We start from the raw sequence: 11,558 nt of genomic DNA, 5'->3' as shown, positions 1-11,558 counted from the left end.
CGTCAGGCGCCGGCGATGCTACCCCCGAATGGGGGAGTGGAAAATCCCCGGAGCGAAGGCTGGCCGGGGCGCATATGAGGGCTATCGCCTGACGGTGCCCAAATTGATCCTACGCTATCCTGACGGCCTTTTCGGCGTCGCGCTGTTGCTCCTGCGACTGTCTTATGCCGTGATCGCGTTCCCGGCGCTCGCGCGCCTTTGGCCGGCGCCGTCGATCACGGTGCCGATCGGGCTCGGTGCGGCAGCGATTGCGCTGGCACTCGTGTCAGGCTTCGGCGCGCGGGCGGCGGCGTTGCTGCTCGCCGCCGTGCTGGCGATCGGAATCGGCAGCGCGCGAGGAGATCTCATCTGGTTCCTGATCGGCTGCACAGGTGGTGCTGTGGCGCTGGTGCTGCTCGGCCCGGGCGCCTGGTCGATCGACGCGCATCTTTATGGCCGCCGCGTGATCCGGCTCGAACCGCGATCCCCGGAACGGGGAGGTCCGGGCTAACCGGGTTCGGGATTACGGCCTGTTGCCTGTCGTGAGAGATTTACCTGTCTCCAGCCATATCAGCCCGGAGGTCGCAAGATGAACGAGGGACTGCAGATGTGGGCCGCGCAGGATCGGCCACTGGTGGTGATCGTCGACGACGATACCGCCGTCCGTACGTCGATCGAGGAGTTGATGCTTTCGGTGGGGATCGATGCGGCCGGCTTCGGCTCGACGCGCGAACTGCTCGAGGCGAAGTTGCCTGAGCGGCCGGGTTGCATGGTGCTCGACGTGCGCATGCCGGGGTCGAGTGGGCTCGATCTGCAGCAGCATCTCGCCTCGGGGGGTAATGCCAAGCCGATCATCTTCCTGACCGGGCATGGCGATATCCCGATGAGCGTGCAGGCGATGAAGGCCGGCGCGATCGATTTCCTCACCAAGCCGGTGCGCGACCAATCGCTGCTCGATGCGGTGACGCTCGGCATCGAGCGCGATCTCGCCCAACGGGCCGGCGCGCGGATCATGAAGCTCCAGGCCGACCGCTATGGCACGCTCTCCCCGCGCGAGCGCCAGGTGCTCCGTCAGGTGGCGCGGGGCCGGCTCAACAAGCAGATCGCTTTCGATCTCGGCATCAGCGAAGTCACGGTGAAGCTCCACCGCAGCAGCGTGATGCGCAAGATGGCGGCCAATACGGTCGGTGAGCTGATCCGCGCCTGGGACGTGCTGCCCGAACCCCTAAGGCACGAGGGGACCTAGACCATGGTATGGTACCAACGCGCTGTAAATTCAGCGACATCCGGCGGGCGCGGCTTGCGCGTCGATAGGGACCCTCCGCTTGCCCAAATCATCGGTGATCGCGATCGTGGATGACGATGAGGCCGTGCGCAATGCGCTGTTCGACTTGCTCCTGGTGGAGGGGTTGCCTGCGCGCACTTTCGAGGGACCGGTATCCTTTCTCGAGGCATGCGGCGATTTCGACTGCGTGATCACCGATGTCCGCATGCCCAAGATCGACGGGATCGAGCTCCAGCGCCGGCTACGTGCCGGCGGCTCGGAGATGCCGGTGATCTATGTGACCTCGTGTGACGAGGAAGTGCTGCGCACCCGCGCGCTCCAGGGCGGTGCGGCAGGCTGGTTTACCAAGCCGGTTGATGACGAAGCGCTGCTCGGTACCCTCAAGGCGGTGCTCCCGCGATGCTGACCGGCCCGGCCCTGGTGCAGGATGTGGCCGAGGCCGCCTGCTGGCAAGTCGACCTGTCGCACGTCCGCTCCCTGATCGACACGATCGCTGCCGGGGGCGAATGGGCCGATTGGGTCGCCGCGCTGCTGCACGGCGCGCGCATCGTCGATGCCAATAGGCGTAGCCTCGAGCTGGTCGGCGCCCCTTCGGCGCGGGAGATCATTCTTGGACAGCCGGTCGCCAATTTCTGCCCTCAGGAAAGCTGGAACGCGCTCGCCGCGCTGATCGTGGCGGTCGCCAACGATCCGACGCATGCGGTCCGCGCCCAGGCGGTCAATTCCTTCATGCTGCGCGACGCCACACTCACCGTATGGGGCACGCCGGGCGCGGCCGACACGGTGTGGGTGCAGGTGGACGGCGAAATCGCCGACGACCGCTCCTTCTGGGCAGTGCGTGCCAGCGAGCAGCGCTATCGCCGGCTGATTCATCATCTGCCCGGCGCACTGCTCCAGGTCGATGCTCGGCCGATGGGCGCCGTCTTCTACCAGCTGCGAGCCGAGGGCGTGACGGACATCGTCGCACATCTCGACGCGCATCCCGGACTGGTCGAGCAGGCCTGTGCGATCGTGCGCGTGACCGATGCGAATGGCGGTGCTGCCCGGCTGATGGGAGCGGGCGGGGTGGCGGATCTGATCGGTCCGGTGGCTTTCATCTTCGCCCGGACGCCCGAGACTGCGCACAATGTCGTCATCGCCCATTTCGAGGGGCGACGCAGCCATGTCGAACGGATCAAGCTCGAGACGTTCGACGGCCGCCTGCTCGACGTCGAGCTGACCGTGACTTTCCCGACGCCGCCCGAGCGGCTGGACGTGACCTTGGTCACGCTCGAGGATGTAACCGACAAGCTTCGCACCGAGGCGCAGCTGCGCCAGCTCCAGGAGGAGCATGCCCGCGCCGCGCGCATCTCCACACTCGGCGAACTCGCCAGTTCGATCGCGCATGAGGTCAATCAGCCGCTGGCCGCAATCGCGATGAACGCCGAGACCAGTCTCCGCTGGCTGCAGCGCGACGAACCCAATCTCGCCAAGGTGGAGCAGCTCACCCGGCGCATCGGCGATAGCGCCCGCCACGCCAGCGAGATCGTCCAGCGCATTCGCGGCATGGCATCGCGTCATGTGCCGGAGCCGGCGCCGCTCGACCTCAACGCCGTGGTCGAGGAGGCGCTGATGTTCGTCTGCCACGATATCGAGACGCGGGCGATCCTGCTCTCGGTGCGCCTCGATATCGGCCTGCCGCGCGTGCTCGGGGATCGCGTCCAGCTCCAGCAGGTCGTGGTCAATCTGCTGATCAACAGCCTCCAGGCGCTGGCGGGCGTCGAAAAGGGCCGGATCGAGCTTGCCACCGGTCCGGATGGCGCTGGCGGCGTGGGTTTCTCGATCCGCGACACCGGGCCTGGCATCGCTGCCGAGAACATCGACCGCGTGTTCGAGGGCTTCTTCACCACCAAGGCGGAGGGGATGGGCATCGGTCTGGCGGTCTGTCAGTCGATCATCGCCGCGCATGGTGGAACGATCGCGGCGGCGAACCATGAACAGGGTGGCGCCTGTTTCCATTTCTCGCTGCCCTCGATTCCCGCCTGAACGTCCGGCGGCGCTGGGGTACACCGCCGGACGCCGCGCCTCAGCTGCGCAGGAACGCGAGCAGATCGGCGTTGAACCGGTCCGCATGGGTGGCCGTGAGGCCGTGGGGCAGGCCCGGATAGAAGATCGTCTGCGCGCCCGGCACCAGTCTGGCCGATTTATAGGCCGAGTCAGCGATCGGCACGATCTGGTCGTCTTCGCCGTGCACGATCAGTGTGGGGACGTCGAACTTCTTCAGATCGTCGGTGAAGTGGTCTCGCTGAATGCCTTGATGCAGTCATGCGCGTTCTTCAGGCCCGCTTGCATGCTGATCAGCCAGAACTCGTCGAGCAGGCTCTGCGGCACGTTCGCGCCCTCGCGATTGGCGCTGTAGAAGGGAATCGCGAAGTCCTTGTAGAATTGCGATCGGTTCTTGAGGATGTCGCGGCGCAGGCCCTCGAACGCTGCGATCGGCAACCCCTCGGGATTGGCTTCGCTCTGCAGCATCACCGGCGGCACCGCGCCGAGCAGCACTGCCTTCCTGACCCGCTTTGTGCCATGGCGGCCGATATAGCGCGCGACTTCGCCGCCGCCGGTCGAATGGCCGACCATGACGATGTCCTGCAAGTCGAGCGCGCTGAACAGCTCGGCCAAGTCGTCGGCATAGCCGTCCATGTCGTTGCGGGTGCTGGTCTGGGCCGACTTGCCATGGCCGCGGCGATCATGTGCGATGCAGCGATACCCCTGCTCGGCTAGGAACTGCATCTGGATGCTCCAGGCATCCGAACTGAGCGGCCAGCCGTGCGAGAAGGTGACGACCGGGCCCTTGCCCCAGTCCTTATAGTACATCTCGTGTCCGTCGCTGGTGGTGAAGATCGGCACCTCGGGTCTCCTTGAACAAGCGCCGCACGGCCCGTAGCGGGCCGCCTTCTGGCGAGAGAGGGCTAGGCGGGAAGCCGTCCGTGTCGCGACGGCACCTGAGACGCGGTCTCCCCCGCCGCAGGGCAAGGGGGAGTTCGCCGATGGTTTGACCGGCCAACGCCCTGGCCGCGGATTTGCGCGGTGGAGCGGGCTCGACCCCGCATCCGGCCGGCCTGACCTGCACCTGGGCATAGGGTCGCCTGCCTAAAAGCGGGCCTGGCGCATCCCTGCGTACGATGGAGACGACGCGGCCGATCCGCGATCTTCCTTATATGCCGAGGCGCCATGTCGGTGCCGGGCGGAGGAGAACGATCATGCGCATCGTCGTGGTGGGAGGGACCGGCCTGGTCGGAGCCAGGGTCGTCCGGCAACTCGAGGCGGCGAACCATGATGTCGTGGTCGCCGCGCGCTCGACCGGTGTCGATATCGTCACCGGGGCGGGACTCGATAGGACGCTGGAAGGTGCCGCGGTCGTCATCGACGTCTCCAACCCCGGCTATGCTGATCCGGCGGATATGCTCCGTTTCTTCGAGGCGGCCGGTGCCACGCTGCTCGCCGCCGGGAAGACAGCGGGCATCGCGCACCACATCACTTTCTCAGCGATCGGCGCCGAGCGGATCGGCAGCGGCTATTACCGCGGCAAGTACGCGCAGGAAGCGCTGGTCGCGGCTTCCGGTATTCCGTTCACCATCGTCCGCTCGACTCCGCTCTTCGAATATATCGATGCCATCCTTGATGCCGGGCGGAGCGAGGAATCGGTCCGCGTGCCGCCGCTCAGTGTCCAGCCGATCGCCACGGACGATGCTGCGCGGGTGCTGATGCAGGTGGCACTTCGCGGTCCCGCCAATGCGATCGTCGAGGTGTCGGGGCCGAACATCTATGCGTTGCCCGATCTCGCCCAGCAGATCCTGACCGCCGCCGAGGATTACCGCCCCGTGCTCGTCGATGTCGCCGCGCCCTTCTTCGGTGCGCGCCCGGGGGTCGATGCGCTGGTCACCGGTGCAGCGGTGCGCTCGGACGACGCCGGCTTCGAATATTGGCTCCAGCGCGCGCTCGCGCCGGCCTGACCCCCCCAACCGAAAGGAAGTGTCATGAAGATCGTAGTGATTGGCGGTACCGGGCTGATCGGTTCGAAGACCGTCGCCTTGCTGACCAAGGAGGGGCACGACGTGCTCGCCGCCGCGCCCAATACCGGCGTGAACACGCTGACCGGCGAGGGGCTCGATCGCGCGCTGGAAGGCGCCGACGTGGTGATCGACGTTTCCAATTCGCCGACGCTCGACGGCCCGGCGGCGCTCGATTTCTTCGAGAAGGCGGGGCGGAATATCGCCGCGGCCGAGAAAAGGGCAGGGGTGCGTCACCACATCGCATTGTCCGTCGTGGGCACCGATCGGCTCCAGGCCAGCGGCTATTTCCAGGCCAAGCTCGCGCAGGAGAAGGGGATCGCGGCTTCGGGTATCCCGTTCACCTTGGTCCACGCCACCCAGTTCTTCGAATTCCTGCGCGGCATCGCCAATTCGGCGACCGAGGGCGACACGGTTCGCCTCTCGTCCGCGCGCTTCCAGCCGATGGCCGCGCAGGATGTTGCGGCCGCGGTTGCCTGGGCTGCACTCGGTGAGCCGGTGAACGGCATGATCGAAGTTGCGGGCCCGCAGGTCTGGCGTATCGACGAACTGGTCGCGCGGGTACTCGCATTCGACAAGGACCCGCGCCGCGTGGTCTCCGATCCGGCGGCGGCGTATTTCGGCGTGACGATCGATGATGCTTCGCTGATGCCCGGGCCCGATGCGCGGCTCGGCACCACCGGCTTCGACTGGTGGCTCGCCAATGTGCCCGCGCCGGTGTCGAAATGACCGCGCCTGCGATCCCCGCCGGCGAGGACATGCCGGCGCTGCGCCAGCTCTGCATCTTCCTCGCCGTGCTGCTCGGCGCGGGCGGCCTGGCGAATGGCGCGTACATGCTCGTCTCGCCGGTCGGTTGGTATTTCGCCGTGCCCGGCGTGACCACCACCGGTCCGTTCAACCAGCACTTCATCCGTGACATCGGCATCATCTTCCTGTTCCTCGGCGCGGCGTTCCTGATCGGCGCGGCGCGGCGCGAGACGCGTCTGGTGCTGTGGGGCGGGGCGACGCTGTGGCTCGCCTGCCACGCGCTCTTCCACATCTGGGAAGTCGCCGCCGGCATCTGCGGTCCCTCAGCACTACTGCGCGATTTTCCCGCCGTCTCGCTCCCATCGCTGATCGGCGCCGGTCTCACCCTGTTCGCGCTGCGCGACCGTCGCGCCGCCCGCAACCCCTGATCCCAAGCAAGGAGACTGAAATGACCCCCCGTATGAATATCTTTCAGGTTGCCCCCGAAGGCACCAAGGCGATGATCGGCGTCGAAACCGCGATCGAGAAGAGTGGCCTCGAGCACAGCCTGCTCCAGCTGGTTAAGATCCGCGCCTCGCAGATCAACGGCTGCGCATTCTGCATCGACATGCACGTGAAGGACGCGGTCAAGAGCGGCGAGAGCCACCAGCGCATCCACCTGCTCGACGGCTGGCGTGATTCCCCGGCCTTCACCGATCGCGAGCGCGCCGCGCTCAACTGGACCGAAGTGGTCACCCGCATCGGCAAGAGCCATGCTCCGGATGCCGATTACGCGATGCTCCAGGCCCGGTTCGACGAGACAGAGATCGCCTGGCTGACGCTGTCGATCGGCGCGATCAATCTGTGGAACCGGGTACAGATCAGCCTGCGCGCCGTTCACCCCTTCGAGACGCCGGCTGCGGCCGCCGCCTGACTTGCGGGGCCGCGGGGCGACCCGCCTCTGCGCTCCGCGGCCCGCTCGAGAAAGGACGAACGTGATGCTCTGTCAGCCTGCACCACATGAACCCGAAATCCTGCCCCCCATCGAAGAGGGGCAGGCCAATCGCGAGTTCGCGGTCGCTGCCGCCGGCGTGCTCCACGACCTGGGCAACCTGATCCAGATCGCGAGTTCCGCGCTCAACATCGTCGCCCGCACGCCGGAGATGCCGGGGAGCCACCGCGATCCGATCCTGCATCGCGCCCGGACCTCGCTCGATCAGGCAGGCACGATCGTCCGGCAGTCCGTCGTGCGTGCCCGCGATACCGCTGCGCAGCCCCCGCGCAGCGATATCGCCAACTGCCTGGCGGACATCGCGACGCTGATGGTCGCCCGCGAAGATGCCGAACTGACCCTCGATATCGAGCTCGAACCGGGCTTGCCCGATACCGCCTGCGACTCCACCGGGTTGCGCCGCGCGGTGCTCAACCTCGTCCTCAATGCGCGCGATGCGATGGGCGGGAAGGGGAGCGTGCGAATCGACGCTCGCGCCGTGGCCGGATGGGTCGATCTCCGTGTGGGTGATCGCGGGTCAGGTATGCCGCCCGCCGTGCTCGCGCGCGTCTTCGATCCCTTTTTCACCACCAAGCGCGACGGCCTGGGCGGCATCGGCTTGCCCATGGTCGAACGCTTCGTCCGCGGTGCCGGCGGCAGCGTCTCGATCGAGAGCGAGCCCGGCGTCGGGACCGTCGTCACCCTGCGCCTGCCCGCCATTCCCGAGGAGACCCGATCATGAAGCTCTATTACGCCCCCGGCGCTTGCAGCCTGTCCGGCCGGATCTCGCTGCACGAGGCCGGCCTCGCCGCCGAGTTCGAGCGAGTCGACATCAAGACCAAGACCACCGAGCACGGCTATGATTATGTCGCGATCAACCCCAAAGGCTATGTGCCCCTGCTGGTGCTCGATGACGGCAATGCGGTGAGCGAGAACACCGCGATCCTCGAGTTCATCGCAGGAATGGATTCGGGTCTGGCGCCGAGCGGCCCGCTCGGCCGCACCCGGCTGATCGAGATGCTCTCCTGGCTATCGACCGAGCTGCATGTCGCGTTCAAGCCCTTCTGGCATTCCGAGGACGTGGACGAACGCGCCGCCGCCAGCGAGGCGGTCGCCCAGCGGCTGGCGCTGATCGAAGAGCATATCAACGAGCTCTATCTGTTCGGGCCGCGCTTCACGGTGGCCGATTCCTATCTCTTCGTCATGCTGCGCTGGGCGCAGGCGTTCGACGTGCCGATATCGCCCTCGATGCTCGGCTATTTCGAGCGCGTCGCCGAACGCCCCACCGTCCGCCGGGCGCTGATCGAGGAGGGGCTGTTCGCGCCGCTGCCTTCGATCGACACCTCTTCGATCGAGGCACTGATATGAAGATCGCGGTTATCGGCAGCCGCGGCCGGATCGGCGAGCGGCTCGTGCGCAACCTGCGCCAGGAGGACCTGCCCGTCGTCGAGGCCTCGCGCCGCACCGGGGTCGACAGCTTCACCGGCACCGGGCTGGCCGAAGCACTGGATGGGGCGGAAGTGGTGATCGATGTCACCAACGTCTCGCCCGACGACGGCGACACGGCGCAGCGGTTCTTCGAGGCCTCGAGCCGGAACCTGCTCGAAACGGGGCGCCGGGCCGGCGTGCGCCATCACGTCGTCCTGTCGATCGTCGGTACCGACGGCCTGCTCGCGAGCGGCTATTTCCGCGGCAAGAAGATGCAGGAGGAGATGGCGGCCGGATCGGGCATTCCGTTCACGATCCTGCGCTCGACTCAGTTCTTCGAGTTCGTCCGCGACGTGGTGCAGGCCGGCACGGCGCGCGACATCCGTATCGCGCCGGCGCTCGTCCAGCCGATCGCGGGCGAGGATCTGGCCGACATGCTGGCCGATGCGGCGTTCAGCGATCCGTTCAACGGCGCGTTGGAGGTCGCCGGGCCCGAGCAGCTACGGCTCGATCAGGTCGCGGCCGAGATCGCCACTGCCTTCGAGGATAGCCGCCGGATCGTCGCCGATATCGGCGCGCCCTATTTCGGCGCCACGCTCGGCGAGCGCTCGCTGCTGCCCGGCCCCGGCGCGCGCATCGCCAAGCTCAGGTTCGACGACTGGCTGCGTGACAGTCTGCAGCCGCCCCGTCTCTCGATTCCCGTCCATTAAAGCCCCGCCAAGGAGAAAATTCGTGCGCTTTTCCAAACCGCTGCTTTCCGCAGCCCTGCTCCTCTCCGGTTCCGCCATGGCCCAGACCGAAGCCCCACCTGTCAAGCCAGTGATCGTGCTCGTACACGGCGCCTTCGCCGAAAGCGCGAGCTGGGATCCGGTCATCGCCCGGCTCGAGAAGGACGGCTACACCGTCATTGCCGCCGCCAATCCGTTGCGCGGGGTTGCGCGCGACGCCGCCGCCGTCTCGGCTATCGTCAAGACGATCAAGGGACCGGTCGTGCTGGTCGGCCATTCCTATGGCGGCCCGGTGATTACGGAGACGGCCAGTGGCAATTCCAACGTGAAGGCGCTGGTCTATGTCGCCGGCTTCGCGCCCGAGGCCGGAGAATCGAGCCTCACGCTCTCCTCGAAATTCCCGGGCAGCACTTTGGGCGACAGTCTGACGACGGTCGCGCTCCCGGACGGCGACGAAGATCTCTACATCCGCCCCGAGAAGTTCCACGCCCAGTTCGCCGCCGACGTTCCCGAAAGCCAGGCCGCGACGATGGCGGCCACCCAACGCCCTGTGACGCGGTCTGCGCTGGGCGAGCCGTCGCGCATCGCCAGCTGGAAGACTTTGCCGTCCTACATGATCTACGGCACGGCCGACCGGAATATCCCTGCCGCGGTCATGAAGTTCATGGCCGAACGCGCGCATGCCAGGAAGACCGTCGAAATCGCGGGCGCCTCGCACGCATTGATGGTCTCGCATCCCCGCGAAGTCACGGCCCTGATCGAGGATGCGGCTACCGCAAGATAAGCGATAGCCGGACGGAGGCAGAACTGTCGGAAGCGGTCGTGGCCTGCAAACGCGGGCGAACGACCCCTTCCGACCCGAGCGGCCTGGAAGCGGCCGGTCCGCTAACGGGCAAGTTGCGGACATTGAGAAAGAAGCTGGCTTCGCCCCGAAATGGAGGCGGTTATTGGGCCGCCTCCATTTACGATGTCACGCGGCCGGATCGTCCGGCGTGGACCGTAGGCTTTCTGCCTGGCGTTGCAGGATTTGCCCGACATGGGAGATTTTAGGGTCCTCGGTATCCATCGCATCGATTGCGGCAAGCAGCTCGTCCATCCGCTCCGCATATAGTGCGCGCGCGCTCGGCCCCTGCGGGAGCGCGGATGCTTCTCGTAATGCCGTGAACGATACGCCCGCATTGCATTCGGGGTTCGAAGGCCCGGCAGGCAGCCGCGCGGCGCGCGCGCCCATGGCATCGATGGCGTGCATCAGCGCAACCGCACAGCTGGTATACAACGCCTTGCGCGCATCCGGTCGCGGTACGGCATAAGCGCCAGCCAGCAGGCGCAGGGCGAGCACATAGATCGCATTCGCCACATCGACAGTGGCGATCGCTTCCAGATTCTCCAGCCAGACCTTCCCTTCGGGATGTGGCGGCTTGCGCAGCACCGGATTGATGGCAGCCGGATGCGCTGGTGCGAAATCGGGGTTCGCGGCCTTGAACTGCCGGAATTCATCGCGGATCGCCAGGAACCGGGCGAAGTGGGAATTTTCGCGATGCTCCGGAGCGCCTTCGCCTTCGACCACGATCTCGGTGAGTGCGGCGAGCGCTGAGTCAAGATCGGTGACCGCTGTTGCGCCCTTCAGCCAGGTCTCGGGGGCACCGAGCTGCAGTGCAGGATCGCCGCAAAAGACTTCGCGCTCGCCCAGCCTGTCGACCAGCGAATGCAAATCCGTTTCCAGGCGCTGATAGAAATCGCCGATCGTAGCGTAATCATAGCCCGTCGGGGTGAGGCGAAGCGGCGCCGGGGTGCGCACCGTCGCTTCTGAAGGTACGAAGCCTTCGCCGTCCGGCTCGTTGGAGCCGTCCGGACGCTCGAGATAGATGAAGTGCTGAAGCACCTCCGCGCTGAACGGCGCGAGCTTCACGACGATGTTCGCCGGAAGATAGCCCGCTTCGAGCGGAAAGTTCGTTCGGCCGAACCGGGGCGCCCCGCCCAGGGAGGACGTGATGTTCCAGACTGCCGCCAGATGGCCCATCTCATCGACGGCGACCGCAATGATCGCATGCCGCCACCGAGTGACGGCCTCTGCCTCTTCCGGTCGCAATCCCTCCGCTTCGCCATCCTTCAGGCTGAAGGCCGCGTAGAGATAGGTGCACATCAGATTCTGTTCGAGCTCCGCCGCCTCGTACAGCGCGTGCAGCAGTCCTTCCCGGGTTACCGGATGGTCGGATTCCTTGGTCATGATCGCTCCTTTCCGGAGCGGGCGCTCCGGTCGAACGACCGGTTAGGGAACCATGACAGAGGCCGCAGCTCTGCCTGGGCCGTGGTTCTCCCGGTGGGAAGGAGCAGACGCCTATGCCTTTTCCTCGGGTTGGCTACACTTTGGG

The 11,558-nt window shown here is 66.4% G+C and carries 13 protein-coding genes and 1 pseudogene; 12 read left to right on the top strand and 2 right to left on the bottom strand.

Translation table 11 applies throughout. The features are described 5' to 3' along the window. Positions 1-28: 28 nt before the first annotated feature. From ASE13_RS07880 to ASE13_RS07865, 4 genes are all read left to right on the top strand, one after another. Entirely contained in the window at positions 29-490 is a 462-nt protein-coding gene (locus tag ASE13_RS07880) for a hypothetical protein (RefSeq protein ID WP_056613279.1), read from the top strand. A gap of 78 nt (positions 491-568) precedes the next feature. Then, positions 569-1,225, top strand: coding sequence for a response regulator transcription factor (locus tag ASE13_RS07875; protein ID WP_235536880.1), 657 nt, complete (start codon positions 569-571; stop codon positions 1,223-1,225). A gap of 79 nt (positions 1,226-1,304) precedes the next feature. Beyond that, the gene (locus tag ASE13_RS07870; protein WP_056613277.1) at positions 1,305-1,670 is read left to right on the top strand and encodes a response regulator transcription factor; all 366 of its coding nucleotides are present in this window, start codon (positions 1,305-1,307) and stop codon (positions 1,668-1,670) included. Beyond that, on the top strand, positions 1,664-3,289 hold the full coding sequence (locus ASE13_RS07865; RefSeq protein ID WP_056613275.1) for a sensor histidine kinase: 1,626 nt from the start codon (positions 1,664-1,666) through the stop codon (positions 3,287-3,289). Before ASE13_RS07870 ends, ASE13_RS07865 begins: the two co-directional genes overlap by 7 nt. A 40-nt stretch (positions 3,290-3,329) precedes the next feature. On the opposite strand, the pseudogene ASE13_RS07860 reads toward ASE13_RS07865, so the two are convergent. Beyond that, positions 3,330-4,150 (bottom strand): annotated as a pseudogene (locus tag ASE13_RS07860) (alpha/beta fold hydrolase). A 353-nt stretch (positions 4,151-4,503) separates the two neighbouring features. Here ASE13_RS07860 and ASE13_RS07855 point away from each other — a divergent pair. From ASE13_RS07855 to ASE13_RS07820, 8 genes are all read left to right on the top strand, one after another. Then, complete coding sequence (locus ASE13_RS07855) at positions 4,504-5,256, top strand: SDR family oxidoreductase (protein WP_162254673.1); 753 nt, start codon at positions 4,504-4,506, stop codon at positions 5,254-5,256. A gap of 24 nt (positions 5,257-5,280) precedes the next feature. Next, positions 5,281-6,042, top strand: coding sequence for an SDR family oxidoreductase (locus ASE13_RS07850; protein ID WP_056613272.1), 762 nt, complete (start codon positions 5,281-5,283; stop codon positions 6,040-6,042). After that, positions 6,039-6,488 (top strand): hypothetical protein, encoded by a 450-nt coding sequence (locus tag ASE13_RS07845; protein ID WP_235536879.1) that lies wholly within the window; start codon positions 6,039-6,041, stop codon positions 6,486-6,488. Before ASE13_RS07850 ends, ASE13_RS07845 begins: the two co-directional genes overlap by 4 nt. A gap of 20 nt (positions 6,489-6,508) precedes the next feature. Continuing rightward, on the top strand, positions 6,509-6,973 hold the full coding sequence (locus ASE13_RS07840) for a carboxymuconolactone decarboxylase family protein (protein ID WP_056613270.1): 465 nt from the start codon (positions 6,509-6,511) through the stop codon (positions 6,971-6,973). A gap of 64 nt (positions 6,974-7,037) precedes the next feature. After that, positions 7,038-7,772: a sensor histidine kinase gene (locus ASE13_RS07835; protein WP_056613268.1), complete on the top strand. Its 735-nt coding sequence runs from the start codon at positions 7,038-7,040 to the stop codon at positions 7,770-7,772. Further along, complete coding sequence (locus tag ASE13_RS07830; protein ID WP_056613266.1) at positions 7,769-8,398, top strand: glutathione binding-like protein; 630 nt, start codon at positions 7,769-7,771, stop codon at positions 8,396-8,398. Before ASE13_RS07835 ends, ASE13_RS07830 begins: the two co-directional genes overlap by 4 nt. Then, on the top strand, positions 8,395-9,168 hold the full coding sequence (locus ASE13_RS07825) for an SDR family oxidoreductase (RefSeq protein WP_056613265.1): 774 nt from the start codon (positions 8,395-8,397) through the stop codon (positions 9,166-9,168). The genes ASE13_RS07830 and ASE13_RS07825 overlap by 4 nt, the downstream gene beginning before the upstream one ends. Positions 9,169-9,190: 22 nt before the next feature. Further along, positions 9,191-9,970 carry an alpha/beta fold hydrolase gene (locus ASE13_RS07820; protein ID WP_235536878.1) on the top strand — a complete coding sequence of 260 codons (780 nt, stop codon included), beginning with the start codon at positions 9,191-9,193 and terminating at the stop codon, positions 9,968-9,970. A 186-nt stretch (positions 9,971-10,156) separates the two neighbouring features. Here the strand turns inward: ASE13_RS07820 and ASE13_RS07815 are convergent, their stop codons facing one another. Continuing rightward, on the bottom strand, positions 10,157-11,413 hold the full coding sequence (locus ASE13_RS07815) for a ferritin-like domain-containing protein (RefSeq protein WP_056613261.1): 1,257 nt from the start codon (positions 11,411-11,413) through the stop codon (positions 10,157-10,159). Positions 11,414-11,558: the final 145 nt, after the last annotated feature.

It is taken from the genome of Sphingomonas sp. Root241 (genome assembly GCF_001428865.1).
In the GTDB taxonomy this organism is placed as follows: Bacteria; Pseudomonadota; Alphaproteobacteria; order Sphingomonadales; family Sphingomonadaceae; genus Sphingomonas.
This window is presented reverse-complemented; position numbering and strand designations above follow the sequence as displayed.